Annotated in this window: 15 protein-coding genes; 3 read left to right on the forward strand and 12 right to left on the reverse strand. The window is 31.8% G+C overall.

What is annotated here, in order from left to right:
- Window positions 1–155: 155 nt before the first annotated feature.
- From U0D62_RS16000 to hemB, 8 genes are all read right to left on the reverse strand, one after another.
- A complete protein-coding gene (locus U0D62_RS16000; protein ID WP_322288314.1) occupies window positions 156–914 on the reverse strand; it encodes a LytR/AlgR family response regulator transcription factor in 759 nt (252 codons plus the stop codon).
- Window positions 911–2,857 (reverse strand): tetratricopeptide repeat-containing sensor histidine kinase, encoded by a 1,947-nt coding sequence (locus U0D62_RS16005; RefSeq protein ID WP_322288315.1) that lies wholly within the window; start codon window positions 2,855–2,857, stop codon window positions 911–913. The genes U0D62_RS16000 and U0D62_RS16005 overlap by 4 nt, the downstream gene beginning before the upstream one ends.
- Before the next feature lie 36 nt (window positions 2,858–2,893).
- A complete protein-coding gene (locus U0D62_RS16010) occupies window positions 2,894–3,370 on the reverse strand; it encodes a methylated-DNA--[protein]-cysteine S-methyltransferase (protein WP_322288414.1) in 477 nt (158 codons plus the stop codon).
- On the reverse strand, window positions 3,370–4,455 hold the full coding sequence (locus U0D62_RS16015; RefSeq protein WP_322288316.1) for a hemolysin family protein: 1,086 nt from the start codon (window positions 4,453–4,455) through the stop codon (window positions 3,370–3,372). Before U0D62_RS16015 ends, U0D62_RS16010 begins: the two co-directional genes overlap by 1 nt.
- A 71-nt stretch (window positions 4,456–4,526) precedes the next feature.
- The gene (locus U0D62_RS16020) at window positions 4,527–5,045 is read right to left on the reverse strand and encodes a DinB family protein (protein ID WP_322288317.1); all 519 of its coding nucleotides are present in this window, start codon (window positions 5,043–5,045) and stop codon (window positions 4,527–4,529) included.
- Entirely contained in the window at window positions 5,045–5,446 is a 402-nt protein-coding gene (locus U0D62_RS16025; RefSeq protein ID WP_322288318.1) for a c-type cytochrome, read from the reverse strand. The genes U0D62_RS16020 and U0D62_RS16025 overlap by 1 nt, the downstream gene beginning before the upstream one ends.
- 19 nt (window positions 5,447–5,465) lie before the next feature.
- The gene (locus U0D62_RS16030) at window positions 5,466–5,852 is read right to left on the reverse strand and encodes a tellurite resistance TerB family protein (RefSeq protein WP_322288319.1); all 387 of its coding nucleotides are present in this window, start codon (window positions 5,850–5,852) and stop codon (window positions 5,466–5,468) included.
- A gap of 12 nt (window positions 5,853–5,864) precedes the next feature.
- A complete protein-coding gene (hemB, locus tag U0D62_RS16035; RefSeq protein ID WP_322288415.1) occupies window positions 5,865–6,860 on the reverse strand; it encodes a porphobilinogen synthase in 996 nt (331 codons plus the stop codon).
- A 185-nt stretch (window positions 6,861–7,045) separates the two neighbouring features.
- Between hemB and U0D62_RS16040 the strand changes: the two genes are divergently transcribed.
- Both U0D62_RS16040 and U0D62_RS16045 read left to right on the forward strand, forming a co-directional pair.
- Entirely contained in the window at window positions 7,046–7,933 is an 888-nt protein-coding gene (locus tag U0D62_RS16040) for an ABC transporter ATP-binding protein (RefSeq protein WP_322288320.1), read from the forward strand.
- Window positions 7,930–11,529 carry an ABC transporter permease/M1 family aminopeptidase gene (locus U0D62_RS16045; RefSeq protein ID WP_322288321.1) on the forward strand — a complete coding sequence of 1,200 codons (3,600 nt, stop codon included), beginning with the start codon at window positions 7,930–7,932 and terminating at the stop codon, window positions 11,527–11,529. Before U0D62_RS16040 ends, U0D62_RS16045 begins: the two co-directional genes overlap by 4 nt.
- Window positions 11,530–11,618: 89 nt before the next feature.
- On the opposite strand, the gene U0D62_RS16050 is transcribed toward U0D62_RS16045, so the two are convergent.
- On the reverse strand, window positions 11,619–12,026 hold the full coding sequence (locus U0D62_RS16050; protein WP_322288322.1) for a c-type cytochrome: 408 nt from the start codon (window positions 12,024–12,026) through the stop codon (window positions 11,619–11,621).
- A gap of 275 nt (window positions 12,027–12,301) precedes the next feature.
- Here U0D62_RS16050 and U0D62_RS16055 point away from each other — a divergent pair, with 275 nt between their 5' ends.
- Complete coding sequence (locus U0D62_RS16055; protein WP_322288323.1) at window positions 12,302–13,825, forward strand: carboxypeptidase-like regulatory domain-containing protein; 1,524 nt, start codon at window positions 12,302–12,304, stop codon at window positions 13,823–13,825.
- A 10-nt stretch (window positions 13,826–13,835) separates the two neighbouring features.
- Here U0D62_RS16055 and U0D62_RS16060 read toward each other — a convergent pair whose 3' ends face one another.
- From U0D62_RS16060 to hemF, 3 genes are all read right to left on the reverse strand, one after another.
- A complete protein-coding gene (locus tag U0D62_RS16060; protein ID WP_322288324.1) occupies window positions 13,836–14,234 on the reverse strand; it encodes a hypothetical protein in 399 nt (132 codons plus the stop codon).
- 151 nt (window positions 14,235–14,385) lie between these two features.
- The gene (locus U0D62_RS16065) at window positions 14,386–14,991 is read right to left on the reverse strand and encodes a hypothetical protein (RefSeq protein WP_322288325.1); all 606 of its coding nucleotides are present in this window, start codon (window positions 14,989–14,991) and stop codon (window positions 14,386–14,388) included.
- Window positions 14,992–15,709: 718 nt separating this feature from the next.
- Window positions 15,710–16,612 (reverse strand): oxygen-dependent coproporphyrinogen oxidase, encoded by a 903-nt coding sequence (hemF, locus tag U0D62_RS16070; protein WP_322288326.1) that lies wholly within the window; start codon window positions 16,610–16,612, stop codon window positions 15,710–15,712.
- Window positions 16,613–16,616 lie beyond the last annotated feature (4 nt).

Below are 16,616 nucleotides of genomic sequence, written 5' to 3' on the forward strand. Positions count from 1 at the left end.
TAAAAGTATAAGCTACCTTCAGTTTTTTATCGATTAGTTGTTTTAACGGCAGATTTGAATGTATAAATGGCCATTTTCCATTCATTAAAGCAAATCAAGGTATAGTTTGCTCTTACAACTGATTTTTAATGTTTTATAAAAAGAAGAGATGATGTTTACAAGACATTCATTTTTTCGTAAAGTTCTTTCTTACTATTTCTTGAAATAGGAAGGGATTTACCATTTTTCATAATTGCAGATCCTCCTTGTTCTTTGATCAGAAAATCTATATGGTTTAAATTCACCAAATACGATTTGTGAATTCTTAGAAAATTATAGTCTTTTAGTTTTGACTCGAAGTGTTTTAAATTTTTAGAAATTACGATTTCTGTTTCATCCGTCATTACAAAAGTGGTATAGTTTCCATCACTTACACAATACAGGACATCAATTGCCTTAACAATATGTACTCCTTTTGCATCTGTAATCGATATTTTGGGTGTTTCCATAACTCTTGAATACAACTCCTTAAAATCTTTTACGATACTCTCTTTAGACTTTAATTGATCCTTAAGTCTAAATGTTTTATCCACTACTTTGATCAAGCGTTTAGGATCTACAGGTTTTAATAAATAATCTATAGCATCGTATTGATATCCCTGGATCGCATATTTATCAAAAGCCGTAACGAATACTATTTTAAAATCAATACTATCAAGTTCATTCAACACATCAAAAACAGATATCGCTCCTAATTGAATATCCATAAAAACCAAATCAGGTTTCATTGAAGATAGGATGCTAAGAATTGAAACTCTGTCTTTTGCCTCTCCAATAACTTCTACTTGTGGGCAATATGAATCCAGAAGCATTCGAATATTCTCTCTGTCCTTTTGCTCATCATCAATTATTATACATTTGATCGCTTCTGTCATTTATTTTCTTTTAATATCGGTAATCTAATTATCACTTCGGTTCCTTTGGCTCTTCCTAAATCATCAAAAAGATCATTTATCAAAACACTCGTATTATCCCCTCCTATTCTACTAAGAATCCTTAATCTTTCATCAGTATTTCTGGTAGCTATGGACAGGTGAATTGTATCATTTCCTTGTTTTTGTAATTGTTCTGCTTTATCACGACCAATCCCATTATCCAACACCCTGCAAATCAAAGCATTTGATTCTTTATAAAAAGACAAGGTCAGCAATCCTTTTTTATCAGAATGCGAAAACCCATGAATTATTGCATTTTCTATATATGGTTGTACCACCATTGACGGAATGGTAGGATTAGAATCTACTAATTTGTTATCAATATTATAAACAACCTTAAAATTTTCGCTAAACCGTTCTTGCTCAATTCTAATATAAGATTTTAAAATTTGTAATTCTTCTTTAAAGCTTATATAGATACTATCAGAACTGGATAAAACGTTCCTGATTAATCCCGAAAGTTCTGTCATATACTCATTTGCTTTAAGGTTATCTTTTTTCAGAATATAATTTTGCAGTGTACTAAATGAGTTAAATAAAAAATGGGGATTCATCATAGATCTTAGTGATTTTAACCTATTTAAACTAAGTTCTTCATTGAGTTGATGAAATCTAACTTTATTGGTGTGTCCTCGATACAATAAAATTGATATGGCTATAAACAAAAATGAGCCCAAAAGATAACTAAACAATCTATTTTTATTTATTGCTTTACCTATCTTAAGATTTTCTTCTTCTAAATCCGAAATTTGCTCTTCTTTAATTTCAAGAAGCTTTTTGCTTTCAATTCTAGCAATTTCTTTACTAATTCTTATATTATCAAGTTTGGCTGTTAATGGCTTTACATCTCTAAGCAACTCTAGACTCTTTAATAAATTTCCAGTTTTTTCATATGATTTAGAAAGATCCTCTTTGGTAAGAATAATATTGGTAATATCATTTCTCTTTATAAAAAACTGGTGGGCGAGTTCAAAATATTTGATTGCTGTTGTATAATCTCCAAGTTTGTGATAAATAGACCCCAAGGTATGCATTAATGAAGGGTATAGACTATCTCGATCACTATATTCTATATTATCAAAATCTATATTTTTATTAATTAAGTCCAATGCCATTTCTGGCATTCCTTTTTGAAAGTAGGACCACGCCATATTATTATATGCCAGGTTACATCTCCTGGAAGTCTTATCATTATTACAATTTCGTAAAGCCAATTTGGAATAATATATTGTAGAGTCTGGTTGATTATCCCAAAAAGACGCTGAGATATTTACGTAAGTAATACTTCTATTGTCATCAGAATCTTCTTCTGTGAGATAATTAGCCGCTTTTTTAAAATCTATTTTACTTTGATCAAGATCTCCTATATCCATAAGTAAAATACCTCTCGCCGTAAGTACTTGCCAATGTAAATTTTTATTGCCTTTACCTTCTACCCGTTGTAAAGCCTCATTAAAATATTTTAATCCTTTTATGAATTGTGATTGCCTTTGATTTAATTCTCCATAACGAATCATGGTTAAAGTAACACAATCTTCATCACCTAATTTAGTACAAAAGTTGTTTAGAAAATCTATAACTTCCTTAGCCTCATCATGTTTTTCTAATATTGCAGATTGAAATCTTTCTAATCGTAATCCCGAATCTAACATCAAATCCTTCTCCCCTGTTCTTCTTGCCAGACGAAAAGCTTTTTTATATGCTTCTTCTGCCAAGTTCAGGTCTTTGGCCGTACTTAAACTATCAGCTTTTTTGATTAAAGATTCAACTGAGTCATTCTCAAGTACTATCGATTTATTCAATTCTCGATCTATTGGATCCTGTGCATAGATTCCAGAAACTGACAATATACAGATCAATAAAAAAAAAGTAAAGATTTTCATAGCTATCTTATAAAGTTATAAGATACAACGGATATTCTAAAACAAAGATTGTTGTTTTACTGGATTTTCATGTTCCAGCAACCATTTTTTTCTCCACAAACCACCAGCATAACCTGTAAGAGATCCATCACTACCAATCACACGATGACACGGTACTATAATCCATAAAGGGTTTTTACCGTTGGCTGAAGCAGCAGCTCGTATACATTTAGGATCGCCTAAACGTTTTGCCATATCCATATAAGTACTTGTCTTTCCAAATGGGATTTTTAGGAGTTCATCCCATACTTTTTTCTGAAAATCTGTACCAGATGGGTTTAGTTTTACATCAAAATCAGTACGTTTACCTTCGAAATATTCTCGAAGTTGAAAAACTACTTTTTGTAAAGAAGCAGGAATATCCTCTGATGGTTCGTTAGAAGATTCTTTGGTAACAGAAACACTTATAACACCATTCTCATCTCCTGAAATAGAAGCAATACCTAGAGGAGTTTCTATATATACAGTATCAATCAATCTTCTTTTTTATCTTCGAGTATTCCTAGTTTTCGAGCACGATTTTCCCAATTCTTTCTGGCAAGATCTTGCATATTGGCATCTGTATCACTCTCATCCATAATTTCCAACCCTAGTAATGTTTCTATAACATCTTCCATACTAACTATACCACTCACAGAACCATATTCATCAACTACCAGAGCCATATGTTCTTTTTGCTCTACTAATTTTTCAAATAAATTAGGAACTGGGATATTGCGATCTACTACAAAGATTTTACGTTCCAGATCACTTAATTTCTTATCATGTTCGTCTTCTGCCATTGCTTTGAAAACGTCATCTTTTAAAACATATCCTGTAATATTATCTGGATTATCTTTATATACCGGTATTCTTGAAAATCTAAGGTTTTTATTTGCCTCAAAAAACTCCTGAACATTTTGATCTTCGGGAGCTATTTTCAACACCGTTCTTGGTGTCATAATACTTTTTGCAGGTATTGCTTTAAAGTTAAGTAGGTTTCGGATCACTTTGGATTCTGACTCTTCAAAAACCCCTTCTTCTTCTGCAATATCAGCCATTGCAGTAAAATCTTCTCTACTTAAGACACTACCATGATGTCCTTTTCCTCCGATCAACTTTGTGGTTAATTGTAACACCCATAATATCCCAGTATATTTTAGAGGTGCAATTAATATTAATAATGCTTTTGACGTAAAGTTTGATAATTTTTTCCAAAAAGTAGCTCCAATAGTTTTAGGTATTATCTCTGAAACCACTAAAATTAAAATTGTCATTATAGCAGAAACAATCCCTACAATATTAATTCCAAAAATTTCAAACTTATAAGGTAATTGTTCTGCTTGCACTCCTACCAAAATTGCCCCTACTGTATGCGCAATGGTATTTACAGTTAGAATAGCAATCAATGGTTTGTCTACATCCTTCTTTAGATTTTCTAAAGTAGTTGCATACTTCTTTCCTTCTTTCTTTTTAAGATTAATAAAAGTTGGTGTAACACTCAGTAATACTGCTTCTAATATTGAACACAAAAAAGAGAAGAAAATAGAAAGTACAGCGTATATAATTAGTAATCCCATGATTTTTAATTGGTTGGTTTTGCTAAAGTAAGGATTTGAATAGCATTTCTAAAATGAAATGAAAAGAACCTTTACCACCCCACATATCGAGGAGGTTTTACTTCGTTAAGATTTAAATACACTAATAATTGTCCTCTGTGATGTGTAACGTGATCCTGCAACAGATTCAGAATCTGAAGTTTGGTTTTTGGTCCGGCAAAAAAATCGACTTCTGTTTTAAAATCTGCAGGGTCTGAATTCTTTATTTTTTGATACACCTTTTCAAAAGCTTGTTTTATTAATTGTAGCGTTTCTTCTTTAGTTTTCGGCAGATTTTCCTTTAACTTATCTCTATCAAAGGTTTCTGAAGAAAAATACGTTGTACTTAACCAAAGCATGTTTCCACGAATGTGCAATAGCTGATCTTTAAAACTCATTTCACGCTCTGTAGGCTTATAATTATATTTTTCTTCTGGCATTAATTCTGCAATTTCCAGCAGGTATTCTTTAGAATTCTCCCATTTTTCAAGAAAAGCATCCTTGGGTGTAGGTTGTTGAGCCATTACGGTACTCGAAATTATAAAAATGAGAATTAGGATTAACTTGTTCATTATTTCTTTTTTCCGTTTGCAATATCTGTCATAAATATTTCTATAGCCTTAAGTTCTTCTTCACTAAATGTTTTAAGAATAGCAAAATTTGTTTTCATGACTACATAGGTTTCAGGGTCTACAATCGGTTTTGCATCTTGTTTTAAAAATGCAATTAAATCTCCTTTTTGTTCCTTATAAATATTCATTATTTCAACGACTCCAGGACCTATTGATTTCTTGTCAATTTTATGACAAGTATAGCATTTCCCTTTTCCGTTAAAAATATTCTTCCCAACATCATAAGGAGAAACTTTTTCTTTTTTAGCCCCAATAGAAATTTGTTCTTTCTCTTTTTTCTCTGATTGACAACTTACCATCAAAATAGTAAATCCAATTAGTAACAAGTGTATTTTTTGCATGCGTTAAATAATGGGGGTTCTAATTAAATCGTTCTTTTATTATTTCTATATCTTTTTTAAATCGTTCTAAAAGATCTTTTGAAAAATTCTGTATTACAGATTCTTCTTTTGGATGTAAACCTTCTGTTGCTTCTGCTATTTTACTAAGTGCATAGATCATAAAATCATATTCTTCATCAGGACCATTGTCTGAGAATACCTCTATTATTTTTTTATAAAGAACTTCGATATCGCTTTGGTGATCTGTTTCGTAATCAAAAGACCATTTAATATCAGCTCCTTTGGGATGAGCTTTTAGGATTTCTTCTAGTGTTTCAACCTCTTCTTTCTGAATGATTCCGTCGCTCATGGCTAATACATATAGCAACTCTCCGAAGGTTTGATATAATCTATCTTTGCTTACCATACATCAGGTTTTTTATATTGAATTTAATAAGGCAACCGCATCTTTTGCAAAATAACTAGCAATGATATGGGCTCCCGCTCTTTTCATAGCGATCAGTTGTTCCATCATCACCGTATCATGGTCAAGCCAACCGTTTTGTGCTGCAGCTTTAAGCATAGCATATTCTCCACTTACCTGGTACACCGCCACAGGAACATCAACCGCATCGCGAACATCTCTTACAATATCAAGATAACACAACCCTGGTTTTACCATCACGATATCTGCTCCTTCTTCAATATCAATAAGGGTTTCTTTAATTGCTTCATCTCGATTGGCAAAATCCATTTGATAGGTTTTCTTATCTTTCGGTACATCAATCAGATCAACTGGGGCAGAATCCAAAGCGTCTCTAAAAGGACCATAAAATCCGGAAGCATATTTTGCACTATAACTCATAATGCCCGTATTTTTATAGTTTTCTTCCTCCAATAACTCTCTAATTGCCAAAATTCTGCCATCCATCATATCACTGGGTGCAACAAAATCTGCACCAGCCTGCGCATGAGACAATGACATTTCTGCCAAAACTTTACAAGTAGCATCATTAGCTATATAACCATTCTCAACAATTCCATCATGACCATATGAAGAATATGGATCTAATGCTACATCTGTCATTACAAGCATCTCCGGAACAGTTTCTTTAACTGTTTTAACCGCACGTTGCATTAATCCATCAGGATTTAATGCTTCAGTTCCTTTATTGTCTTTAAGATTGTCTGGCACTTTTACAAAAAGTAATACAGATTTAAGTCCTAAAGACCATAATTCTTTTATTTCGTTTTTAAGTAAATCCAAACTATATCGATAGTATCCTGGCATAGAAGCTATTTCTTCTTTTACGCCTGTACCTTCTACCACAAAAAGCGGTACTAAAAAATCGTTGGGAGTAATTATATGTTCTCTGACTAAAGAACGAACCGCATTATTGGTTCTTAATCTTCTGTTTCTGCGAAGTTGATGCATTTCTAAATATAAAAATTTAAGAGGTGTAAAGATAGGCATATATCTTTATATCTTATCTTTCTGCATTGGCTTTAGTAAACCTTTAAGTTTTTAAAAATATAAAGGTTTTTATCTGCGTTTTGTAACAAAAATCCTATAACGCCGTCAAATTAAAAAGTACATAAACTCGAAAAACATTTAAGAATATGCTAACGATAAAAAACCTGAACAAAACGTATCCTAACGGGACTCAGGCATTAAATGATGTAAACCTCACTCTTGAAAAAGGAATGTTTGGTCTTTTAGGCCCTAATGGTGCCGGAAAATCAACACTAATGCGTACTATCGCTACTTTACAGTTAGCAGATTCGGGAACGATCGAGTTTGATGATATTGACGTTTTTAAACAACCCGAAGAATTAAGAAAAGTATTGGGTTATTTGCCTCAAGATTTTGGGGTTTATCCTAAAGTATCGGCAGAAATGATGCTAAATCATATTGCAAAAGTAAAAGGGATAACCAATAAAAATGAACGAAAAGGATATGTTGCAGATCTTCTTAATAAAGTAAACCTGTACAAGTTTAGAAATCGTAATCTGGGTGATTATTCTGGTGGTATGAGACAACGATTTGGGATTGCTCAAGCACTATTAGGTAATCCTAAGTTAATTATTGTAGATGAACCTACTGCTGGATTAGATCCATTAGAACGTAATCGATTTCATAACCTATTAAGTGAGTTAGGCGAAAACGCCGTTGTGATATTAAGTACTCACATTGTTGATGATGTTACTAATTTATGCCAAAACATGGCTGTTTTTAACGAAGGTAAAATTTTGGTACAAGGTAATCCTCAAGAATTATCATCAGAGTTAGATAATAAAGTATTCAGAAAACATATTGCAAAATCTGAATTAGAAAACTTCGAAAACAATCATTCAGTATTATCAAATTACCTAAGAGGAGGTGAACTACACGTAAATATTCATAGTGATACTCATCCTGGAGAAGGGTTTGAAATTGTAAATAATGATTTAGAAGATTTCTATTTTTATACAATCAATAAAAAAGAAGAACAGGAGGCTGCGTTATGATAGAAGTATTTTTATTTGAACTACGGTACCGTCTTAAGAGGCCTGCTACCTGGATATATATTAGTTTGGGTATATTAATGGCAGGGTTCTGGGCTGCTCTTTCGTCCTCATCTACTGCCGAATTCACCAATAGCTCTAACAATATAGCGGAATTAATAGGACCAATATCTATAATTTCGATTTTCTTTTATGCGGCAATAATGGGGGTTCCTATCTTTAGAGATCAGGATCATAAGACCGCTCAAACCTACTTTACATTTCCTATCAAACAAAAATCTTATGTCTTAGGTAGGTTTCTAGGGAGTTTCTCGATAGTTACATTACTTAATCTTTTTATTGTTCTAGGAGCAATGATTGGTTTTGGAATTGGAGAGTATATGGATAGACCTGATTATGGTGAGTATGATACTTTTAACCTATCTTCTTATATTCTTCCGTTTATATTTTTACTACAGATTAATGCATTATTGATTGGATCCTTGTTTTTTTGCCTTATGGCATTTTTCAAAAAAATGCCTATCATTTATTTAGGCGGTATTTGTCTTTTTCTGCTGTATGATCTCTCAGGTGATCTTTTAGGAAGTCTTGAAAACCAATGGTTGAGTGTATATCTCGACCCTTTTGGTGGTAGAGCGTTTAGCTTTGTTAAAAAATATTGGTCGGTTAATGAATTAAACACAAATCAACTTCCGATTTACGGAAAATTCTTGGTAAACAGAATGTTATGGTTAGGTGTTGGATTGTTTTTATTACTGCTTACTTATTTCAGGTTTGATTATAAGAAATTTTTACTATCCGGTAAAAAAGGCAAAAAAACCAATAATGACGAATATCAACCTTCTTTAATAAGTTCAATAACGCAAGTTTTTACTAAAAAAACGGAACGCAATAATTTACTATCATTAAGTAAAATTGAATTCTTATCCATCATTAAAGATCCTGTATTCATTATTCTTTTGATTATAGGAATTATCATCTCATTAATCACCATATTTAATGCAAATGAGACTTACGGAACACCTAATATCCCGTTAACGAGATATGTAGTCACTTTTATATCTGGTGGTATCACACTTCTTTCTATTATCATATTAGTTATTTATTCTGGAGAAGCAGTACATAGAACTCGTAAAAACAAAACCTTTGTATTTTATGATGCTTTACCCATAAGTAATTCTAGTTTATATTTTTCTAAAATTATTTCACTTATTGCTACGGCTATTGTTTTAACCTTAACCAATATTGTAATAGGAATACTGTTTCAAACTTTTAATGGGTATTTTCAATATGAATTAGGGACTTATCTTATTTATAATTTTGCGCTGATTTTTCCGAGTTTTTTAACCACAATATTGTTATCGTTCTTTATTCATGTTTTGGTTAACAATAAGTTTTTAGGGTATTTTATTATAATCCTAGCTTATATTGGACTTCCATTACTAGTCACACTGGCTTTTAAAAGCAATAACCCTTTATTAATTTACGGAGGTTCAACTCCGTTTTTCCTAAGTGATCTTAATGGTTTTGGTCATTATCTTGCAGGTCTTACCTGGGTAAATCTATATTGGATATTAATGACTGCCATTTTAATGGTAGTAGGTAAATTATTCTGGACTCGAGGTTTCTTCGCTACTGCTAAAGAACGATTATCATTGGCAAAACAACGTTTTAATGGCAGAACTATAGCAGCTTTATCAATCGTTATTATTGCATTTATATCTGTTGCAAGTTATAGTTATTATAATCTTAAGGTTTTAAACAAAATAGAGACCGGGGATTATTATGAAAAAACAGATGCAGATGCCGAAAAAAAATATGCAAAGTACATTAATCAAGCACATCCACAGGTAACAGATCTTAAGGCCTATATCGATGTTTATCCAGAAGAAAGGAACGTTAATGCCAAAGGAGAGTTTAAATTGATTAATAACTATGATACCCCTATTGATACATTGTTATTAGAGGTTCAGTATCCAACTGCTGATACTCAATTAAAAAAGGTAGTGTATAACGGTAAAGAATTAGAACCTGTAGTTACAGATTCTGTCTATAGAATGTATTTTTATAAACTACCGGAAGCATTGTTACCTAATGAAAGAGCCAATCTTACTATAGATGTTAGCGCAACTACCAAGGGTTTTGCAAATCAACGAGAGACCGAAGTTCTTAACAACGGATCTTTTCTTAATAATTCGATATTTCCAAGGTTTCATTATGATAGAAGTTTAAGTGATAATGGAGTACGCAAAAAACATGGCCTGGAAGAATTAGATTATCTATATCCCCCAAGAACAGATTCTACAGCTTTAAAAAAGAATCTGTTTAATGAAGATGCTAACTACATTAATTTTGAAGCTGTATTAAGTACTGCTAATGATCAAATTGCTTTGGCACCAGGGAAATTGGTAAAAGAATGGAAAGAAAATGACAGAGCATATTATCATTATAAACTAGAATCACAAACCGATCTGTTTTTTAATGTAGTGTCTGCAAGATACAATGTAGAGAAATCGAGTTGGACAGCACCTAGTGGTAAAAAAGTAGACATAGAGATTTACCATGCTCCATCACACAATCGAAATCTAGAGTATTTTATAGAAGGAACTAAGGTTGCATTAGAGTATTGTTCTAAAAACTTCTATGAATATCCTAATTCTGTAATAAGAATTGTGGAGTTTCCGGCACATTCTACATTTGCACAATCCTTTGTAACGACAATTCCGTACTCAGAAGATTTTGGATTTGCTGCTGATTTTGATAGAGCAGAAGATTTTAATTATGCTTTTAGAGTTACAGCACACGAAGTAGCACATCAATGGTGGGGACATCTCGTTACCCCAAGTAAAACTTCTGGAGCTAATATCATTTCAGAGACTCTGGCAGAATACTCTTCTTTAATGACCATGAAACATCAATATGGCGAAAATGGAATCAAGAATTTCCTGAAATATTCATTAGATGCCTATTTAAGAAGTAGAGCTTTTAGTTTTAAACCGGAGCGATCACTTATAAATGTAGAAACTGGTGGTTATATCTGGTATCGTAAAGGATCTATGGTTATGTATGAGTTACAAGATATCATTGGAGAAAATAAAATCAATACAGCACTCAAAAATTTCACCAACGAGTATAAAAACTTTGAAAAAGGTGTATATCCTACTTCAGAGAATCTATATGACGCTTTGTATACAGTAGCTCCGGATTCTTTAAAATATGCTGTAGAAGATGGATTTAAAGAGATTGTATTATATGAAAATCGCGTTGTTAGTGCTAAAACCAAAGAACTGGATAACGGTAAATTTGAAACCTCTTTTACGGTAGATTCTAAAAAAATCTATTATGATGATAAAGGAAAAGAAGAACGCACAGATGATAAAACCAATTATATTGAGATAGGACTGTTTGGTGAAGATATTGTTGATGATCAGGAAGTACCTCTTAAAAACCCTTTCTATTTAGAAAGAAAATGGTTAAAGTCTGGAGAAAACACATTTACAGTTATTACAGATAAAAAACCAGTAAAAGCCGGTATTGATCCTTATAATAAATTAATCGACAGAAACTCTGATGACAATTTAAAAAATATTGAAGAATAAATTTAGTTAGTTAAATGTTGAAAATCACGGTTAGAATGCGCTGTTCTAGCTGTGATTTTCTTTTTGATTATAATGGCTAGAGTATATTACTATTTATTTTTCTTAAGGGTTCTAATATAGTTTACCAAACTCCATCTTTCTTCTTCTGAGAGTTTTATTTCCCATTTAGGCATAAATCCTTTTCCGTTTGAAAGTTTCCAAAAAATTTCACCATCTTCTTGTTTTTGTACTCCTTCAGTTGTAAAATTAGCAGGCTTCGGACCTACTCTTGGTGCTGCTGCACCATCTCCTCTTCCTGTTTCTCCATGGCAAATACTACATTTAGTATCAAATATTTTTCTCCCCATTGTTATTGAAGATTCCTTATTAGATTTGGATATCGGGTTCTTAAGTTCTTTTGCTTCTTTTGGCGCCACCCATTCTTCGTCTTGAGAAGTAAATTCTGTAAACGCAAATAGAAGCACTATTATCGGTATTATAAATATGACTCTTCTCATCGTTTAATTTTCACAAATCTAGTCATCAATTTAATCTTACTCTTGCACTTTATGTTGTTTTATTATCTAACTAAAATTAAAAAACTATAACAATTCTTATTTTTAATTGTTATTTGTAACAATTATGTCTTGTTTTCAGTCTTCATTTTATAATACTTGTTCTCGTTTGAGTTTTCGTAATTAAAACAAGAACTTTTATAAATAAATGAGACAACCTTTTTGTTTTAAATCTCGTCTATAACAGTAAGGGCTTTTAATGATATAAAAATCAAATCATGATAAAATACTACCAGATATATATAACTGCTTTATGTTTCTTTATGGGATCTATGCTAACAGCACAGACCATCTCTTCTAAAATCGTTGACAAGAAAACCAATGACCCTATCCCATATGCCACTATTCAATTATCAGAGAACAAAGGGATAATCACGAATGAAGAAGGAAGATTTAGTCTCTCTCTTGATGAAAAGTTAACAGATATTGATTCTATTTATATCTCTTCTATGGGATATGAAAAGATTGGTATTGCAGTTCAAAACCTTACTGATAGTATTATCTACATTCAGCCTAAGGCTATAGAACTAAAAGGCGTATTTATTTCTAATAAAAACTTAACTATCGATGAGATTATAGAAAACGTAAAAGATCGATTGGATCAAAACTATAGCAGAGATTTTTCTAAAAAAAGATTGTTTTTCAGACAATCTGAAAACAATGCTATTAGTAAGATGGATATCGAATTTAAAAAATCAACTATAGAAGAACTAAATAAAAAATTCATTGATAGTGTTATCTCTATTGTACCCAGAAAAGCTGCGTATTATACTGAAGTTTTAGGGGATTTTTACGGAAATTTCGAAAAAAGAAAACTCAATATTGTAAAAGCAGCAGAGCTTTATGATAAAAATAATGACGGATCTATGGAGGTATTGTCAGAAAAATTGGAAAAAATATTTAAAGACAATGTAAAACCCAACTCTTACTTAAAAATAAAATCAGGAATTTTTGGTACCAAAGTACAGGTTGATTCTATTTTGGAAAGCAATGAAGATGCTGCAGAAGTAAAAGATGAAATTGATACCAAAAAGAAAGATGATAAAAATTACTTCTTGAAGTATCGCAAATCTACATTAGAGCAATTACTATCTCATATGTTTTTTCAAGAAGATTCTAAACTTAATTTTATCGACAAATCAGGCAGGTACAAGTTTGAATTAGTAGATTATACATATATCGATGATAGTAGTGTTTATATTATCAATTTTTCACCTAAAAGAAGTGAAGATTTTAAAGGAACTATTTATGTAAACACAGAAGATTTTGCAATAATGAGAGTTGATTACCAAAACGTAAAGCGTCTTAAGAGTTTTAAATTATTAGGTATAATGTATCGTGAGCATCTATATCGAGGTAAGACAATTTTCACCAAAGGTCCAGATAACAAATATACTTTGAGATATCTGGAAAAAGAAAAAGGAGCTCTTTTTGGGATTGACCGACCATTAAAAGTGATCGAAAAAAATAAGTTTGTAAAAGGAAGGCGTAAACAAAACGAATTATCTCTCGGATTGGATATCATTAATACTAACCTAAGTAAATTTGAGATTGTTGTTTTTGACTCTCAAAAATTAACTGAATCTGAGTATAATAATAGCACCGAAGATAAAACAATCAAGCCTCAGTATTTATCAAAATACGATCCCGAGTTTTGGAAAGGATATAATATTATTGAACCTAATACTGCCATTAAACGATTTACTGTTCTTGAAGAAGAGGAAGGAGAAAGTAGTGAGTAAACCCTGATTATTATTGAATATTGAGTTTTAAAGTTTTGATTAGAGCTTCAAAATAAAAATCTTCTTGATTTGGTATAATGGTCACTTTATAAGCAGTGTTTTTGATGACATAATATGAATGTGTCTCTATATCCAAATCATTAGAATGAAGATTGACAATCTTTTGAATAAAATCATTGATAAGTAATACCTCATCATAACTGATTTCTCGTCGAAAAGTTGGTTTCTCACTTTTGTATACAACGTAATCATTCCTAAAACTCAACGATTCTGTAATACCATTAACCTTATTAAACTCAAATGTAAAGTCTTTAGAACTAAAAATTTTGTTGATATTCTCGGTGGTTGGCTCTAAAGTACGAGCGCAGCTTGACAATATAATAATCAGTAATAACAAAGCTCTTTGCATTATCCCGTTTTTACAATTACAACTGAGTATCCTGTGTTTTAAATATACAGAATAAGTTTTTCATCTGATACCAAGATATAACATAAAACCCGGATACATTCCGGGTTAAAAAACAAAATCGTAATTAATATGAGTTAATTACGATTTTATATTACTTTACAGTAGATTTTTTTATTCGATCCTCAAAATCCACGTCATCAAGATTACTTACTAATAATCCCATACCTCCTGATTGAGACGAGACAATGTATTCTGTTTGGAATTTACGCTCCTTTTTAAGAGCTTTTAAATACTTTAACTTAACAATTTTAGATTTTGGTGTGTAAAAATACCTTCCGTGGATTCGCTTATAACGTACTTCCTGAACGTTAGATTCGTCTTTTAATCGATCATTTAATCTAGCCACATAACGTTGAGCAGAGAATTCATCGAACTGCACGTAATCACGAGCATACACTAATACATAATTCTCGATGTTTTCGTCTTCAACAAAAATCTCAAACTCGACATTTTTGCTTTTAACTTTTTCCAATTCTCGAAGTGTTACCTTTTTAAACATTGGTTTGTCCTTAAGACTATCCAAACGTGTTAAAAACTCATCCGGAGCCATCTTAGCATAACCATCTGTAAGTTCAATAATACTGTCTTTGAATGCAATTGTGTTCTCAGAAAAACTGGATCGTTTTATGATTCCATTAGTTGGTAGTTCACATCCTGTTAAAAGGACCACAATAAATAATAGTAGAAATTTTCTCATAGGGGGAACGGTGTTAATTTTGGTTTAACGTTATATTATAAGCCCCAGACTGCTTCGCAATTTAATAAAAAAAAATTAAACTACAGTAATTCAACGGGTTTTTTATGCATTTCATCTGGTTTATCCGCAACAAGCCCCGTTTTTCAATTATCCCTATAAATCTTTATCCCCAATAAATCCAAGGCTTCAAGGAGATTTTAAGCTTTGGAATAATCACAAATTTCTGAACGTTAAAATTTATATTTTCTTCTCATTGTTGATAAATAAGTTTTCTTAATATAAGTGAATATTACAACGCATTACCTAAATAATACGAATAACACTAACTCAGAGTAAATTTCAGATTTGCAGATAGGTAAAAAGGCAATAAAACAAAAAAATGCTACTATTAACACTATTATACACCCTCATTGTTCTTTGGATACAATATGAATTATGTTTTATTTTTATGAAAGAAATCATCGATTTATTTAGAAATTGTTCTGGTAAAGATGTTTGTCTAAATAAAAATTATGGCATTACCACCTTTCGTATTTTTCTAGTTTACCGATAGAGTTTGTAATCATATACTTACAAAAGCACTCTTAATGTTTTAACAGCGATTTTAATCAATCTTATAGCGCTTTAGATAACATTTATGATATAAAGTTTAGCAGAAAATCTTTTACAAACTCTTAGAGCTGTTTAAACATCAAAAATTAAGATAACAACTGAAATCTTAGACCCAATCTATTGGGTTTTTAAGGACATCTATTAGTTTTTCTTCTTCACTCCCAGCTTCTGGGTGATGATCGTATCGCCATTGCACATGCGGTGGAAGACTCATAAGAATACTTTCAATTCGACCATTTGTTTTTAAGCCAAACAAGGTTCCTTTATCGTGAACCAGATTAAATTCTACATATCGTCCGCGACGTATCTCTTGCCAATCTCTTTGATTTTTGGTGTATGAATCGTTTTTTCTTCGTTCTACGATAGGAACATAAGCTTCAAGAAAACTATCGCCTACTTCAGTCACAAAATCATACCAATTTTGCATAGACATATTTTCCTTTGCTTTACAATAATCAAAAAACAAACCTCCTACACCACGCCCTTCTCCACGATGAGCATTATAAAAATATTCATCACACTTCTTTTTATAATTTTCATAAAAATCGGGATCATGCTTATCACAAGAAGTTTTACAAACCTGATGAAAATGTTTAGCATCTTCTTCAAATAAATAATAAGGAGTAAGATCCTGTCCGCCTCCAAACCAACTATCAACTATTGTCCCATCCTTATCATACATTTCAAAATATCTCCAATTTGCATGAACCGTTGGAACCATAGGGTTTTTAGGATGTAAGACTAAAGACAAACCACAAGCAAAAAAATCCACTTCCCCGACGTTAAAATAACTCTGCATTGCTTTGGGCAATGCTCCATGCACACCAGAGATATTAACTCCTCCTTTTTCAAAAACATTCCCGTTTTCGATCACCCGAGTTCTACCTCCACCTCCTTCTGGACGTTTCCAAATATCTTGTTGAAATTTAGCTCTTCCGTCAATCTCTTCTAGCTTTGAAGTAATTTTGTCTTGAAGATCTTGTATATATTGATAAAATTTATCTTTCATTTAT

Origin of the sequence: Aquimarina callyspongiae (assembly GCF_034322225.1) — a bacterium.
Taxonomy (GTDB): Bacteria; Bacteroidota; Bacteroidia; order Flavobacteriales; family Flavobacteriaceae; genus Aquimarina.

Bases quoted from the DNA above. Each gene is read 5' to 3' on its own strand.
- U0D62_RS16000 (WP_322288314.1), bottom strand. From the start codon at position 914: ATGACAGAAGCGATCAAATGTATAATAATTGATGATGAGCAAAAGGAC.
- U0D62_RS16005 (WP_322288315.1), bottom strand. From the start codon at position 2,857: ATGAAAATCTTTACTTTTTTTTTATTGATCTGTATATTGTCAGTTTCT.
- U0D62_RS16045 (WP_322288321.1), top strand. From the start codon at position 7,930: ATGATAGAAGTATTTTTATTTGAACTACGGTACCGTCTTAAGAGGCCT.
- U0D62_RS16015 (WP_322288316.1), bottom strand. From the start codon at position 4,455: ATGGGATTACTAATTATATACGCTGTACTTTCTATTTTCTTCTCTTTT.
- hemB (WP_322288415.1), bottom strand. From the start codon at position 6,860: ATGCATCAACTTCGCAGAAACAGAAGATTAAGAACCAATAATGCGGTT.
- U0D62_RS16065 (WP_322288325.1), bottom strand. From the start codon at position 14,991: ATGAGAAAATTTCTACTATTATTTATTGTGGTCCTTTTAACAGGATGT.
- U0D62_RS16020 (WP_322288317.1), bottom strand. From the start codon at position 5,045: ATGAACAAGTTAATCCTAATTCTCATTTTTATAATTTCGAGTACCGTA.
- U0D62_RS16050 (WP_322288322.1), bottom strand. From the start codon at position 12,026: ATGAGAAGAGTCATATTTATAATACCGATAATAGTGCTTCTATTTGCG.
- U0D62_RS16055 (WP_322288323.1), top strand. From the start codon at position 12,302: ATGATAAAATACTACCAGATATATATAACTGCTTTATGTTTCTTTATG.
- U0D62_RS16040 (WP_322288320.1), top strand. From the start codon at position 7,046: ATGCTAACGATAAAAAACCTGAACAAAACGTATCCTAACGGGACTCAG.
- U0D62_RS16060 (WP_322288324.1), bottom strand. From the start codon at position 14,234: ATGCAAAGAGCTTTGTTATTACTGATTATTATATTGTCAAGCTGCGCT.
- U0D62_RS16030 (WP_322288319.1), bottom strand. From the start codon at position 5,852: ATGGTAAGCAAAGATAGATTATATCAAACCTTCGGAGAGTTGCTATAT.
- hemF (WP_322288326.1), bottom strand. From the start codon at position 16,612: ATGAAAGATAAATTTTATCAATATATACAAGATCTTCAAGACAAAATT.
- U0D62_RS16025 (WP_322288318.1), bottom strand. From the start codon at position 5,446: ATGCAAAAAATACACTTGTTACTAATTGGATTTACTATTTTGATGGTA.